11 protein-coding genes are annotated in these 14,157 nt (G+C 70.5%); 10 read left to right on the top strand and 1 reads right to left on the bottom strand.

Going from position 1 to position 14,157, the window contains the following annotated elements; all coding sequences use genetic code 11:
- Positions 1-345: 345 nt before the first annotated feature.
- From rpmH to FRAEUI1C_RS35715, 10 genes are all read left to right on the top strand, one after another.
- Complete coding sequence (rpmH, locus tag FRAEUI1C_RS35755) at positions 346-483, top strand: 50S ribosomal protein L34 (RefSeq protein ID WP_013428281.1); 138 nt, start codon at positions 346-348, stop codon at positions 481-483.
- Between the two features lie 36 nt (positions 484-519).
- Complete coding sequence (rnpA, locus tag FRAEUI1C_RS35750; RefSeq protein ID WP_013428280.1) at positions 520-915, top strand: ribonuclease P protein component; 396 nt, start codon at positions 520-522, stop codon at positions 913-915.
- A complete protein-coding gene (gene yidD / locus FRAEUI1C_RS37930; protein WP_013428279.1) occupies positions 912-1,283 on the top strand; it encodes a membrane protein insertion efficiency factor YidD in 372 nt (123 codons plus the stop codon). Before rnpA ends, yidD begins: the two co-directional genes overlap by 4 nt.
- Positions 1,284-1,287: 4 nt before the next feature.
- The gene (yidC, locus tag FRAEUI1C_RS35745) at positions 1,288-2,592 is read left to right on the top strand and encodes a membrane protein insertase YidC (RefSeq protein ID WP_013428278.1); all 1,305 of its coding nucleotides are present in this window, start codon (positions 1,288-1,290) and stop codon (positions 2,590-2,592) included.
- Between the two features lie 99 nt (positions 2,593-2,691).
- Positions 2,692-3,228 carry a Jag family protein gene (locus tag FRAEUI1C_RS35740; RefSeq protein WP_013428277.1) on the top strand — a complete coding sequence of 179 codons (537 nt, stop codon included), beginning with the start codon at positions 2,692-2,694 and terminating at the stop codon, positions 3,226-3,228.
- Positions 3,229-3,379: 151 nt separating this feature from the next.
- Positions 3,380-5,980, top strand: coding sequence for a hypothetical protein (locus FRAEUI1C_RS40625; protein WP_013428276.1), 2,601 nt, complete (start codon positions 3,380-3,382; stop codon positions 5,978-5,980).
- Positions 5,981-6,862: 882 nt separating this feature from the next.
- Complete coding sequence (locus FRAEUI1C_RS35730; RefSeq protein ID WP_013428275.1) at positions 6,863-8,332, top strand: HNH endonuclease; 1,470 nt, start codon at positions 6,863-6,865, stop codon at positions 8,330-8,332.
- 232 nt (positions 8,333-8,564) lie between these two features.
- Positions 8,565-9,320, top strand: coding sequence for a 16S rRNA (guanine(527)-N(7))-methyltransferase RsmG (gene rsmG / locus FRAEUI1C_RS35725; RefSeq protein WP_013428274.1), 756 nt, complete (start codon positions 8,565-8,567; stop codon positions 9,318-9,320).
- Between the two features lie 88 nt (positions 9,321-9,408).
- Positions 9,409-10,239, top strand: a complete 831-nt coding sequence (locus tag FRAEUI1C_RS35720; protein WP_083819786.1) for a ParA family protein — start codon at positions 9,409-9,411, stop codon at positions 10,237-10,239.
- Positions 10,236-11,177: a ParB/RepB/Spo0J family partition protein gene (locus tag FRAEUI1C_RS35715; protein ID WP_013428272.1), complete on the top strand. Its 942-nt coding sequence runs from the start codon at positions 10,236-10,238 to the stop codon at positions 11,175-11,177. Before FRAEUI1C_RS35720 ends, FRAEUI1C_RS35715 begins: the two co-directional genes overlap by 4 nt.
- Positions 11,178-11,277: 100 nt before the next feature.
- Here the strand turns inward: FRAEUI1C_RS35715 and FRAEUI1C_RS35710 are convergent, their stop codons facing one another.
- Positions 11,278-11,934, bottom strand: a complete 657-nt coding sequence (locus FRAEUI1C_RS35710) for a GNAT family N-acetyltransferase (protein WP_013428271.1) — start codon at positions 11,932-11,934, stop codon at positions 11,278-11,280.
- Between the last annotated feature and the right edge of the window lie 2,223 nt (positions 11,935-14,157).

The raw sequence follows: 14,157 nt of genomic DNA, 5'->3' as shown, positions 1-14,157 counted from the left end.
AGTCGTCCACAACCTGTGTACGGACATGACACCGCATCCGGCGTGGCGCCGACACGGTAGGGCGGACGGTGGGCATCCACATATCCACGGACTCGGCCGGCGGCCGGTGCTGTCCGGTACGGCAGGCCCCGGGTGCTCCGGCCCTGTGTAAGCTGGTGTGTCGCCAGCCCGCCTCCGTCGGCGCTCTCCACGGCGTCGCGCTTGGCCCGGCATCGCGTCGGTGACCCGCGCGTCGCGAGCCGGGGGCACTGTTGGCGTAGCCTGAGTACGCGCGGTGTTGCCCGCGTGTCCCGTCCGCCTGTCCCGGCCCGTCAGCACCGCGGCCTGTCACCACGGAGTCGTCACGTGAGCAAGCGCACCTTCCAGCCGAACAACCGTCGGCGGTCCAAGACCCACGGGTTCCGGCTGCGGATGCGTACCCGTGCCGGCCGCGCCATCATTTCCGGCCGCCGCCGCAAGGGCCGCGCCGAACTGTCCGCCTGACGGCGGACCTCGCCGGCGCGCGGTTACCGGCCTCTCATGCTCCCCGCCCGTTCCCGGGTCGCGTCCCGGGCGGAGCATGCCCAGGTCGGGCGCGGCGGCCGTCGGTTCAGCTGCCATCCACTGGTTGTCCACGCTCTGCGCACCGACGACTCCGGCCCGGCCAGGGCCGGTTTCGTGGTGAGCCGCAAGGTCGGCGCCGCCGTGACCCGCAACCAGGTCCGCCGCCGGCTGCGCGAGCAGACCAGATCCCGGCTGGCCTCGGTGCCGGCGGGGACCCTGCTTGTCATCCGGGCGCTGCCCGCCGCGGCGGAGGCCAGCTCGGCCGAGCTCGGCCTCGCTCTCGACCGGGGTTTCGCCGCGGTGCGGTCGGCCCGGGCGCGGTCCAGTCCGGACCGCGCCGACCCGGGCCGCTCGCATCGGAGCCGGCGATGACCGCGTTCGCCTGGGCCGGGATCGTGCTTGGCCCCCTCGCGCTCCTCGACCTCGCCCTCGCGTCCGCCACGCTGCGCCAACGTGCGCCTCGGATCGCCCGTGACCAGTCCGGTGCCGTCCGCGGCCCGCTTGCCTGGGTGCTCGCCGCGCTCATCCGCGGCTACCAGCTCGTCTGGTCACCCCGGTCGGCCGGCGCATGCCGATTTGATCCATCTTGCAGCGTCTACGCGCTCTCCGCCGTTCGTCTACACGGTGGCGTGCGTGGGGGCCTGCTCGCCGGCTGGCGGCTCCTGCGCTGCCAGCCGCTATCCCGCGGTGGGTACGACCCAGTACCTGTAGAGTCCGCCCGAGGGGCCTGGAGGAGTTAGACCGGTGCTGGATCCGCTTTACCATCTCGCGGCGAACTCGATCGTCTTCTTCCACAAGGGCTTCGGGCCGATCTTCGGCGAGAACAGCTTCTTCGCCTGGGCGTTCTCGGTCGCTCTGCTCGTCGTCTGTGTCCGCATTCTGATCTTCCCGCTGTTCGTCAAGCAGGTGAAGTCGCAGCGGACGATGCAGCTCATGCAGCCCCGGATCAAGGAGATCCGGGAGAAGTATGGGCACGACAAGCAGCAGATGAACCAGAAGATGATGGAGCTGCAGAAGGAGCACGGTAACCCGCTCCTCGGCTGCCTCCCGATCTTCCTGCAGATCCCGCTGTTCATCTCGCTGTTCCACGTCTTCACCCACATGGCCCCCGTCACGAAGAACGGGAAGCTGGAGTGGGTGGACCGCGTCGGCCTGTCCGGCGCCACGATCGAGAAGATCGCGAAGGCCAAGATCTGGGGCATCTCGCTCTCGACGAACTTCAACTCGTCGAAGGCGCTGCTGAACGAGCTGCACGCCGACAGCGTTCACATCAAGATCGTCTGCGTCGTGCTCATCCTGCTCATGGCCGCGACGACGTTCTTCACGCAGCGGCAGATCATGGCGCGCACCGGCGGGACCGTCGACCCGCAGCAGGCGATCGTCCAGAAGATCATGCTGTACGGCTCGCCGATCACGCTGGCCGTCTTCGGTTTCCGGTTCCCGGTCGCCGTGCTGATCTACTGGCTGGTCACCAACCTGTGGAGCATGGGCCAGCAGTTCTTCGTCATCAAGCGGATGCCTCCGGTCGGAGAGGCAGCCGGAACCGGCAAGCTGCCCGCGGCCCGCACCGCCACCGCGGTGTCCGACCGGCCCACTCCCCCGCGTCCGGCCCCGGGCGCCCGCCCGGCCCCCGGCGCGCGGGCCGGTGCCAAGGGCAGGACCGCCCCGAAGCCGGCCACCCTGACCAAGACGACCCCCGCCGCCGACGGCCCTTCTGCCAACGGTTCGGCTGCCAAGACCGGTTCGGCGGCCAAGAGCGGCTCCGTAGCCAAGAGCGGCACCAGCGGCACGGCCCCGGCCGGCACCCGGTCACCCCGCGGTGGAACGTCCAAGCGGGTGGTCCAGCCGCCCGCCGCCGCGGAGGCAGGTCCGCCGCCCGCGGCCCAGGATGTGAGCACGTCCAGCGACGCCGAGCCGGCGGCTGGTTCCGCCTCCGACTCGACCAGGCCCGTGCCGGCCGGCGTCCAGCGCCACGTCGGCGGGTCACGTCCGGCCGCGAAGCGGCGCAGCGGCGGCGGCAAGGGGAAGCGACCCGGCGGCCGGCGGTGACCGCCGCCGCGCCTCGCGGCCCCCACAGCCGGCTGGACCCGGCGTTCCGATTGCGTACCGCCACCCACGGCGGTCCCCCAACCCCATGGAGTTGCGCTGATGAGCGGTTCTGACATCGCCGTTGGCCCTGACGAAGACGCCGCGCGGGTGGACGAGCCCGCGAGCGCTCAGCAGCGGCTGACCGCCCTGGAGCAGGAAGGCGAAATCGCCGCCGACTACATCGAGGGCCTGCTCGACATCGTCGACATGGACGGCGACCTCGACCTGGACGTCGAGGGAAGCCGCGCCGTCGTGGCGGTCGTCGGTGACGGCCTGGACAAGCTGATCGGGTCCAACGGCGAGACCCTTGAGGCGCTGCAGGAGCTGACCAGGCTCGCGGTGCTGCAGAAGACCGGCGAGCGCAGCAGGCTGATGCTCGACGTCGGTGGCCACCGCGCCCGCCGGCGGGCGGAGCTGCGGGAGCTCGCCGCGGACGTGGCCAAGCGGGTCGTCGGCGGCGGCAAGCAGGAGAAGCTTTCGCCCATGACGCCGTTCGAGCGCAAGGTCGTCCACGACGTCATCGCCGGCGTCGACGGCGTGCGCAGCGAGTCCGAGGGCGAGGAGCCGAACCGCTGCGTCGTCGTCATGCCGGTCTGACGGCTCATCTCTGACGGCCTGATCGTCGAGGGTGAGCCGGGATCCGAGCCTTGGGACGTACTGGCTCGGATCCCGGCACACGTCGGCTGCTCGGCCCTGGACGTTGGCGTGGATTCGTCGCGGGCGCTGGTGACGCGGCTGCTGGTGGCTGGTGAGGTGGTGGGTCACTCTGTCGTCCGCTGATCGCGCTCCGGTCGGCCCCGCCGACCCGGACGACGGGACGGGTGTCCTGGTCGAGCCGGCCCTAGTGTCGGCTGTTCCGGCCGAGCCGGGTGTCGCGTCGGGTGCCTTGGCCGAGTCGGACGCCAACCCGGCCGACGCGGGCTCGCCGAGTGACGGTTCGGGCGGTCCGGCCTCGTCCGGTACTGCCGAGCCGGCCCCCGCCGCGCGAGCGCGCCGGCGGGTCGCCCGGACGGATCTTTGGTGGGCTGGTGGTGTCGGCGCGGCGCTTGTGGCCGTCGACGTCGTGCTGCGCGCCTACCTGCGCCGACCGTTCTGGTACGACGAGATCTGGCGCGGGCATTTCGTCAGCGAGCCGCTCGCGACCTTCTGGCCCGAGCTGGCGAAGGCGAACACCCCGTCGGCCATCGGCTGGGTGGTGGTGGAACGACTCGGCGGAGATGTACTCGGCTGGCACACCTGGGTCCTACGCCTACCCGGATTCGTCGCACTGCCGCTGCTTGGGATCGGGATCACGCTCCTGGTCGGGCGTTTCGCCGGACGGCTGGCCGGTGCGTTCGCCGCCCTGTGGATCTGCCTGAACAGCACTCTTCTCGACCTCGGCACCCAGCTGAAGCCGTACACCATCGAGACCCTGGCCGCGGTCGTCGCGGTGCTCCTCTGGCTCGCCGACGATCGCCCGCTGCGCGGCGCCGGCCCCGGAGTTGGCAGCTCCGGCGCAGGGTCCAACATCGCTGCCGGGCCAGGCACAACCGCGGCCGCGGCCCTGGGTGGCCCCGCCAGTGGATCCAGGACCGGCGGCGAAGCGCACGGGTCCGGCGGCGGCAGGCCGCATCGTCTCGACCGGGGGCGGCTGGCACGGCGGACCGCCGCAGGCGTCGTAGGCCTGTTCTCGGTCCCGGCGATCTTCATCATCGCGCCCCTGGCGGCGGCCGACGTCATTCTCGTGGCGTATGCGACCTGGGCGGCCCGTCGTCCTGACCAGCCTCTGGACTCCCGTCTTGTCCAGCCCCGGGACTCCGGTGCTGACCTGCCGCTGGACTCCCATGGCCGGGACGCGTCGCCTGCACGGCCGGATGGTCAACAGCAGTCTGAGCGGGCCGCTTCCCCGGACTGGTGGCACGGTCGGCCCGCAGGCGTCGCTCGGCCGTCAGAGGCAGTTCCGGCCGGCCAGCCGGAAACCGAGGCACGAGGTATCTGGAGCCCGGGTACCTGGGCTCGGGCTCGGGCTCGGGCTCGGGTCGCGCTGGTGGCCGGCGCGTGGCGTGGCGCCGAGGCTTTGCCGGCCCTGGTCCTCACGGCGGCCAACACGTTCTTCTTCGTCGGGCACCAGTCCAGCCAGCGGCTCGGACACTATTGGGACGCGCAGTTCCTCGCGGGCCGCGGCCTGGCGGGTGGGCTTGCCTTCATCGCGCGCCAGGTGCGTGACATCGTCACCGGCACGCCGCCGGGCATCGACCGCTACGATCCCAGCCTGCTGCACCCGCCGACCGACGGATCGTGGACGTCGTACTGGGTGCTCGCTCCCGCCGTCGTCGCCTGCGGTCTGGCCGGGGTCGCGGTGCTCGCCAGGCGGCACGACGGCAGACTGATCTTGCTCGCCCTCGGCGGTGCCCAGCTGGCGATGCTCGCCGCGAGCGCCGTACGGTTCTGGCCGTTCGGCCCGACCCGTACCAACCTGTTCCTGGTTCCGCTGATCGTGCTGGTCGTCGTCACCGGCGCCGTCGCCCTGATGCGACGCCTCGCCGCCGCGGCTCACGCGGCGATCTCCGGCCCGGCTGGCCAGCTTCGACGCACGGAATCCGGCGACACCAGCCTGGCTGGGGCGCCGGCGGCTGAGATTCCGATCCAGGGCAGCGCCCTCAGGGCCGCTGCCCCCCGCGAAGCGGTTGGCCCCGGCGAGTCTGTCGGAGATGCGAGCTCGGGTGGATCCACCAGCCACGTGGGACCCGCAGACCCCGACGGAGAGGCCCCTGCGGCGCCTGTCGCCAGTCCCAGACGCGGGCTCGGCGCCCGGCGGGTCGGCACGATCGCGTCGGCGGTTGTGATCGTCGGTGTGGTCGCCGTCGCCGGAACCACCGCGCAGATCTCCTCGGCCTCGAAGGACGGCCGGCTCTACGAACAACGCGACCGGCTGCGCGGCCTGGACCTGACCGTCGACGCCGCGATCGCGGCCCGGAGGCTCTATCTCCCCGGCGACCTCGTCGTCGTCGGCGGCCGACTGATACGTCCCGGCTGGATCTATTCGATGGAAGCCAGCGATGACGCGGCCCGTCGTCCCGCCGACCTACCGCCCCGCCCGGCGGGGGCAACGGGAGAACCACCCCGAATCCCCCGGTCGGACACGGTGTTCTTCGTGCAGCCCGGCGTGGGCCAGGTCAAGGCCGCCGTCGATGCCCGCACGCCGGCGCCGAACCGCCTCCTCCTGTTCGTCTTCGACCTGGACGCCACCAGTGCTCGCTCCGACCTGGCTGACCTGCGCCGGTCCGGCTGGTGCCCCTCCGGTTCCTACCTTTTTCCCCAGGCCGGAACCCTGACCGTGCTCACGCACTGCCAGCCCGCGGCTGGCTGATCCAGAGCCTGGCTGGCTGATCCAGTGGCCGGCTCACCCCGCGGCCTGCTGATCCGGCCTGTCGGGCCGAGCCTCGCGCTCGGTCAACGGTGGGCCTCGACCGCGCTGAGCTGCAGGTACTTCCAGCCAGCGGCGGCCGGACGAGGCGACGACCCCGTGCGTTCCGCGGAACGCGGAGATCGTCATGGCTCCCACCCCGTGCGCCCTGAGCCGGCAGCCGAACGAGGCTGCCAGCCCGTGCGTTCCGCGGAACGCGGAGATCGTCTTGAGGACCTCTCCGTCGTGCGCTCTGCTAACGAGGCCCCGCACCCTCCGCGTTCCGCGGAACGCGGAGATCGCTTCGGCGGCCTCTTTGTCGCAAACACTGTCAAGATCGATGCGCCTCTTGTGTGGGCCTCGGCGCGCGACTGGTGTCGACATGATCGGCGGGCCCGCAAGATGCCGGGGCGGGTGCCGCCGACGCACGTCTCCCATCCCCGACGCATCTCCTAGGTGCGCCCGACGAACTGCCCGCCGGCCCGGTCTCCATTGCCGATCTCACGCTGGCTGCCTCTGGCGCCGGCCTCCGTTGCCCACCGCTCGCGAACCGCCCTCCTGGCCGACGTCCTCGGCTTCCTCCTGTGAATGTCTCTCCTCGCCGTCCTGCCCCTGGTCGCCCGTCTGCGGCGGCCTCCGGTCTCGCCGCCGCGTTCCGCGGAACGCGGAGATCGTTGAAGGCGTGGCGACGATTGATGGCCCGACGCGGGCGACAAGTCCAAGGGGCCGTCCGGCGACGCGACGCCCTGGCCTGCACAGGAGCACCATCCCGAGCCGCGAAATTGTCGGACCGGTGTGTGATGGTTGTGACGTCAGTTGATCCACTCCGTGACCTGGGTGGTGGGGATGTCCGAGATGACTGCTGGAACCGAGACGCTGGGCTGTTCCGGGAGTAGTGGCCCGACAGCGACCGTCGAGACGGCGCCGCTGCCGGAGCTGGAGGCGGAGCTCTGCGGGTGGGCGGGCCGGATCGCCGCGGCGACCTGTCGGATGTTGCTGGTGCTGGCGGCGTTCGATCGCCGCAACGGCTGGTCGGGGTTGGGGATGGCCTCCTGCGCGCACTGGCTGGCCTGGCGGTGCGGGCTGTCGGTGCGGACGGCGCAGGAGCATGTCGCGGTGGCGCGAGCGCTTCAGGAGCTTCCGTCGGTGCGGTCGGCATTCGCGGAGGGTCGGCTGTCCTACTCGAAGGTGCGTGCCGTCGCGCGGGTGGCGGACGCCGAGTCGGACCGGTGTTGGCTGAACCACGCGCTGCACTGCACGGCTGGCCAGCTGGAGCGGTTGGCGTCGCGGTATCACCAGTTGACGGCCGATCCGGCAGGCCAGCGGAACGCTCGGCGTGTGTCGTGGAAGTGCGGCTCGGACGGGATGTTCCGACTGTCAGCTGTACTGACGGCGGACGAGGGCGCACGGCTCGCGGCCGCGATCGACGCGGCACGGGCGAGTCTGGACGACTCGAGCCCGCGGCCGGCTGAAGGCGAGCCGGGCTCGGTGCCGACGGACGGGGAGGTCCTGGCACTCCCGCGGGATCGGCGAGCCGACGCGGACGCGCTCGCCGCCTTGGCGGATGGGTTTCTTTCCCGCCCGGCTCCACGGCTTATGGCGCCGTTGCACACCTTGACCGTCCACCTCGACGCCGAGACCCTGCTTGCCCCGAACGACGACCCGACCGAAGCGTCGCTCGAAAGTGATGGCGGGGTTGCGGAAAGCGCCCCGAGTCTGGTCGATCGGCTGGCTCGGGGGCTGCTGCGCTGCGACGTCGAGCCGGGAATCGGCCTACCACGGGCGGTCCTGACGAGGCTGGGCTGCGACGCGTTGGTCCGAGGTCTGCTGCGCGACGGCGATGGGAGCCCGTTGGCGCTGGGCCGTCGACAGCGGGTCCCGACGGCTCGGCTGCGGGACGCCGTCTATGCGCGGGACCAGGGGATCTGTCAGTACCCCGGCTGCGAGCGGACCCGATGGCTGCACATCCACCACCTTCGCGAGTGGCTAGCGGATGAGGGCGAGACGGACCTGGAGAACCTGACCTTGCTGTGTTCACGGCACCATGGGCTGGTCCACGACGAGGGGATCCGGCTCGAACGACGCGACAGGCGGCTCGTCGCGGTGCTGTCGGACGGCTCGATCGTGCTGTCCTCACCAGCACTTGATCCGGGGAACCGGCCTGCGGAGGATCTGACGGCGGCTGTCGGACACGTACCGGCGACCGCGATCCACACCCAGGACGGCGGACGGCTCAGCTGGGACTCGTCGATGCTCGTCCTCATCCAGTCCCGTCGGCCACCCGAGCCGCCACCGACACCGGGCTGGGCGGCATGACGGTGGGGCCGACCTCGAAACAGCTCTAAGCCTGTCAAATCGGCCGTAAGGGTGGTGAAACGGATCCAAGATTCGAAGATGACTCCGGAGCCATCAGCACACCGGGAGCACGCCGGCATGGCTTCGCGCGGGTTGCCGGGCGAGTCGTGGATGCTGGTTGGATGCGGCGTTTGTGTGGCTGCCCTGCGGCCCGGTCCTCATCTCTGGTTCGACCCGATCCTGAGGCGGGCCGATGAGCGTGTTGGCGCCGCCCCCACCCGCCGCAGCCGAGGTGTTCGGCGCGGCGCTTGATGACGCGATCCGCTACGCCGAGTTGCTGGCCACGGCGGGGGTGGAACGCGGGCTGATCGGACCGCGGGAGACCGAGCGGCTGTGGGACCGGCATCTGCTCAACTGCGCCGTCGTCGCGGAGGCGGTCGGACCCGATGCGACGGTCGTCGATGTTGGCAGTGGAGCCGGGCTGCCGGGGGTGCCGCTCGCGTTGGCCCGGCCTGATCTACGTGTCGTGTTCCTGGAGCCGATGGAGCGCCGGTGTGTCTTCCTGCGGGAGGTTGTCGAGGCGCTGGGCGCCACGAGCCGGATGTCCGTGTTGCGTGGCCGCGCGCCGGACGCCGGAATGGGCCGGGACGGGCTACGGTGGGATGTCGCCGTAGCTCGGGCAGTGGCGCCCCTGGAGCGGTTGGGCGGCATGCTGCTTCCGGTTGTCCAACCTGGGGGTGTCATGCTTGCGATGCGTGGTTCGCGCGTGGACGAGGAACTCGCGGAAGCGCGGGACGGCCTCCATTCGCAGGGATGGCGCGAGATGCAGGTCCTTCTGTGTGGAAAAGATCGGCTGACCGAGCCCACTCGCCTAGTCTCAGCTGTACGGGTGGCCGACGATGTGGGGCGGGGCGGCGGAGACCGGCACGATGGCAGGCAGCGTGAACGGCGTGGACAGACAGCACGTGAACAGCAACGACGGGCACGCGGACGGGCGTGTTCCACGTGAAACAGCGTCGACAGGTCTGGGAATGGACCCCCTCGATCCGTCGACCCCGATCGGAGCGGCGGCGGCAGCAGCGGTGGAAGCACTGACCATGGAACGTCGACGGCCCTTCCCACGGCCCACCAGGCGGCGAATCTTCGCGGTCGCCAACCAGAAGGGCGGCGTCGGTAAGACCACGACGACCGTCAACCTCGCGGCGGCCCTGGCAATGCACGGAGTCCGCGTCCTGGTCGTCGATCTTGACCCCCAGGGCAACGCATCGACGGCGCTCGGGGTGGAACACCGGTCCGGGGTGCCATCCATCTACGAGGTCCTGCTCGGTGACCGGCCGCTGCACGAGGTGGTCGTGCAGTCCGGGGAGGCAGACGGCCTCTACTGCGCCCCCGCGACCATCGATCTTGCCGGAGCCGAGATCGAGCTGGTCTCGATGGTGGCTCGGGAAGGTCGGCTACGGAAGGCGATCGCTTCCCTTTCCAAGGACGTCGAGGTCGATTACGTCTTCATCGACTGCCCGCCGTCGCTGGGTCTGCTCACGGTGAATGCGCTCGTGGCGGCGAAAGAGCTGCTCATCCCCATCCAGTGCGAGTACTACGCGCTGGAGGGACTTGGGCAGCTGCTGCGCAACGTCGACCTGGTGCAGGCTCATCTGAACCAGGAGCTTCGGCTCACCACGATCCTGCTGACCATGTATGACTCGCGGACCCGGCTTGCCGATCAGGTTGTCGCGGAGGTCAAGGAGCACTTCGGCGACCGGGTGCTGGGGACGACCATCCCTCGCAACGTCCGGCTGGCGGAGGCGCCCAGCTATGGGCAGTCTGCCCTGACGTATGACCCGGTTTCGCGTGGGTCGCTGTCCTACCTCGCGGCTGCCCGGGAGCTGGCCGAGCGCGGCGTCGACGCACCGAACGGAACCGTTCGATGAGCCCGCCCCCGCGGCGGGTCGGCGGACTCGGCAAGGGGCTCGGCGCGCTCATTCCCACCGCGCCGGAGGGATACGACAGCTACGGTTCCGGCGGCAACGGCAACGGCACGTCGACCCGGCCTGGGTCGGAGCCTGTGCCGGTCCACGGCGCTGTCTTCCGGGAGATCCCGGTCGACTGGGTGGAGCCGAATCCACGACAGCCTCGGACCGTCTTCGACGAGGAAGCGCTGGAGGAGCTCGCGGCCAGCCTGCGCGAGGTCGGCCTGCTTCAGCCGGTCGTGGTCCGCGAGGTGCTGCCCGATCGGTACGAGCTGGTCATGGGTGAGCGCCGCTGGCGGGCCTCGAAGCTTGCCGGGCTGACCGAGATTCCGGCGATCGTGCGGGAGACCGCCGACGACCAGATGCTGCGGGACGCCCTGCTGGAGAACCTGCACCGCCAGCAGCTCAACCCCCTTGAAGAGGCAGCGGCCTACGAGCAGTTGCTGCGCGAGTTCGGTGCCACCCATGACCAGCTCGCCAGCAAGCTGGGCCGCTCTCGGTCCCACGTCACGAACACGATCCGGCTCCTCGCACTCCCGCCTGCTGTCCAGCGCAGGGTCGCCGCCGGCGTGCTGTCTGCCGGCCATGCCCGGGCGCTGCTCGCGCTCGAGGACACCGAGGCGCAGGACCGCCTTGCCACCCGGATCGTCGCCGAGGGACTGTCGGTGCGCGCCGTCGAAGAAATCGTGGCGCTGGGCGAGGAAGGGCCACGGAAGCGCGCGCCGCGGTCGCCCCGCCATACGCCGCCGGCGCTGTCCCAGGTCGCCGAGCGTCTTTCCGACCGCCTGGACACCAAGGTGAAGGTCGACATGGGCCGGAACCGAGGCAAGATAACCGTCGAGTTCGCCAGCATCGAGGATCTGGAACGCATCGTCGCCGCCATCGTCCCGGGCACGTAGCCAGCCCACTGGGCGACGGCTCGGCCCGGCCGTTGTGCAATCCACGAGCGGCCCGACCTCGTGATCACGCCGGCTCTGGCCCGGTCCGCGCGGCTCGGGCTCAGGCGGGAGCCGGGGCCGGAGTAGGCGTACCGCCCCCGATGGGCCGGAGGATCCCCTCGGGGTTCATCGAACCGAGAAGGCGCTCCAACGCGACCTCGACGTCCTCGCGCCAGGTGACAGCGTTCTTCACCTCAAGGCGCAGCCGAGGCCAGCGACGATGCGGGCGAACCGTCTTGAAGCCGACCGAGAGCAGATAGTCGGCGGGGACGACACATTTGGTGCCTTCGTCCTGGCGCAGGTCCCCGAACGCCTCAATGGCTCGGTAGCCACGCCGGATGACGTCCTTCACCATTGCTTGGACGAGTACCCGCCCGAGGCCTTGGCCCGCGAACTCGTCCACGATTTTCGCGGTCATCAGCAGTACGGCGTCAGCGCTGACCGGGCTGGTCGGGAAGGCGATCGAGCGGGGGACGTAGGCCGGCGGCGCGTACATCGCGAAGCCGGCGGGGACATTGTCGACGTAGACGATTTTCCCGCAGCTGCCCCATTCGAGTAGCGCCGAGGAAACCCAGGCTTCCTTCTCGATGTCGGTCCCGCCGGCTTCCTCGGCCCGGCTTCGGGCGACTGGGTCGAGTTCCCAGAACACACACCGACGACACCGCTGGGGTAGGTCGTCGATGTTGTCGAGGGTGATGTTGGCGACGCGACGACTCATCGGTGGCGCTCCGCACGTCGAGGGATCCAGGTAGCTGGACCCAGCCTAGGCGTCGCTCCCGGAATCTTCCTGACAGGGGCGTGTGGGGTGGCCCTCCACGCTCGCCTCATTCCTGCAGGCCCTCAGGACGCAGGTTGCTCGGCACCGACTGCTCGCATCGAGACCGAACGAGGGTTCGGGACAACGGAGATTCCGCGCGGGGCTGACCCTGACGAATCTGGTTGATTTGGGACCCGACGGGCGCCAGAGCCACGCCCGGATCTCTGTTTCGGTCTGCTGGATGAGCGTCGCGGCCGCGTTCGCTTCTTCGACGCTGGGCCGGGTGGTGTGGCCGCCTCGGAGCTCGTTGCCCGTGCCGGGTCCGTATCCCTGGGTCGACGCGGCGGGGCACCGAGGTCCTGGCGGCTTCAAGTCGGAGACGGAGCCCGGACCGCGATTCGGGCTTCGCGTCGATGATGCCGGTCAGCGCAGCCGGGCTTGGGCACGTTTCGAGGGTTCGATGTCTGGCCCGGATGGGGCCAGCGGGGCTTCGCGGTGTGCCGCAGGGCGTCGGCGTCCCGGAGCCGCGAGAGTGGCGTCGCGCGTTGGGCAGGTTTCACGTGGAACATTCGACGGTGATTGCTGTGAGAGGGCTGGCCCAGCCGATGGGTTGCCCGAGCGGTGCCCGGTCTTCAGGGCTCGTTTGCTTGGCGGGCGGTGAACGGACCCTCGCCGCGTCGTGGTGCCGGTTTGGTGTGCCGACGTGGCGCAGTCGTCGCGTGCCGCCCGCCTTCGTGCCCAAGTCCTCGGTCCCCAGCACTGCCGAACCGTCGCGAGGCAGTCTTGCGGCCGGGGCGCTCAGTGAAGCCGCTGTGGCTTTCTCGCGTTCCCGCAGCCCCACGTTCCTGCGCCCCTGCACTTCCGTACTCCTGCGCTGCCGTACTCCTGCACGTCCGTACGCCTGCGCTGCCGCAATCCCGCGCTTCGCGAGTACGCCCCTTCCGCAGTTACGCGCCCCGTAGTCCCGCGCTTCGTAATCCCGCTGTGCGTGGAGCGGCTGTCCTCCCGTCCCGACGCGTCGCCGGTCCGGACTGTGTGGTCGCTGGTCCTTTCGTGGCTCCGTCCTCCGGGACTGTCGTGCAGCCGGCTCCTGTGGTGCTGCCGTGCTGCCGTGGTTTCGTGACTCCGCCTTCGGTCCGGTCGGGCCGCCGTCCGTCGCACTGTCTTGTGGAGGCCTGACACGGACTCCGCCTGCGGACTCACCTCCGTATGGCAGACCCATCGGGGGGAGTCTCGGGACCTGCGTCGCCAGGGGCGGCAATCGAAGGATGACCGGGCTTGAGTAGGTGTCAGACCGCCTGCGGGGCGCCTAGGACGTTGTCGTCGGGCGGCTCAGTGCCGGCGGGTGTGGTTTGGAGCGGAGCCAGAAGTGGTCGATGCCTGCTTCTGCTTGGTGGCTGAGTGCGTGGCGTTGCCTCGGCGGTATGCGGTGCGGCGAGGTGAGACCTCTTCGGTGTTCCACGTGAAACATCGACCCATCGCCGCACCGGGAAGCGAGCGCCTGGGCTGACTGTGAAGGTCGTCCTGGCGTGGCTACTCACCCGAAGGTCCGTCGATGGCGACGCGCAGGCAGTTGGGTCGTACTGCGCGCGGCCGATCGTGGCTGCCGTGCGCTCGTTTCTCCGGTGATTACCGCGAAGGCATCCGCCCGCGCCGGTGCAGAACGCCTAGTCTTTCGATCTGCTGCGGGATCTCGTGAGGCCCGAGGCTCCTGCGTTCGGCGAAGGGTTCACGCGTCGGTCGCATGGCGGGCGCTTCTCGGTCCCCCTGAACCGCCTTCCGACGGGCTAGCGACTCCGCGCGCCGTGACGGGACCCTGTCGAGGGCCAGGCGGGGTTTCTCGCGTCGTGGTGGCTGCTCCCAGGGCTGGAGTCTCGTTCGGCTGCCGGTCACCGAGCGGATGGGCGACCCGCCGGCCCGGGGCTAGGCCGACCACCGGTGTCGGAAAGGGCGGAGGGTGCTGGTGGCGGTCAGGGTCGGGCGGCGCTGCACTGTTAGGGGATGCCGCGATCACTGCACGGGACCCCGGAGTTTGAGGACACCGCCGCTGCCCGCCTCACCGGCGTCGCGTAAGGGTGATCCCTGCGATCTCGCAGTGCCTCCCGCCACCGGGGCCGCGGATGCCGGCTCGAACGCTCCGCACGCAGCCCCCGCCTCGCCACGCGCAGCCGCGTCTCACCAATC

It is taken from the genome of Pseudofrankia inefficax (assembly GCF_000166135.1).
Classification (GTDB): domain Bacteria; phylum Actinomycetota; class Actinomycetes; order Frankiales; family Frankiaceae; genus Pseudofrankia; species Pseudofrankia inefficax.
Note: the sequence above shows the minus strand (reverse complement) of the source record. Positions and strands in the feature narration are given on the sequence as shown.

Bases quoted from the DNA above. Each gene is read 5' to 3' on its own strand.
- rnpA (WP_013428280.1), top strand. From the start codon at position 520: ATGCTCCCCGCCCGTTCCCGGGTCGCGTCCCGGGCGGAGCATGCCCAG.
- yidD (WP_013428279.1), top strand. From the start codon at position 912: ATGACCGCGTTCGCCTGGGCCGGGATCGTGCTTGGCCCCCTCGCGCTC.
- FRAEUI1C_RS35740 (WP_013428277.1), top strand. From the start codon at position 2,692: ATGAGCGGTTCTGACATCGCCGTTGGCCCTGACGAAGACGCCGCGCGG.
- FRAEUI1C_RS35730 (WP_013428275.1), top strand. From the start codon at position 6,863: ATGTCCGAGATGACTGCTGGAACCGAGACGCTGGGCTGTTCCGGGAGT.
- rsmG (WP_013428274.1), top strand. From the start codon at position 8,565: ATGAGCGTGTTGGCGCCGCCCCCACCCGCCGCAGCCGAGGTGTTCGGC.
- FRAEUI1C_RS35720 (WP_083819786.1), top strand. From the start codon at position 9,409: ATGGAACGTCGACGGCCCTTCCCACGGCCCACCAGGCGGCGAATCTTC.
- FRAEUI1C_RS35715 (WP_013428272.1), top strand. From the start codon at position 10,236: ATGAGCCCGCCCCCGCGGCGGGTCGGCGGACTCGGCAAGGGGCTCGGC.
- FRAEUI1C_RS35710 (WP_013428271.1), bottom strand. From the start codon at position 11,934: ATGAGTCGTCGCGTCGCCAACATCACCCTCGACAACATCGACGACCTA.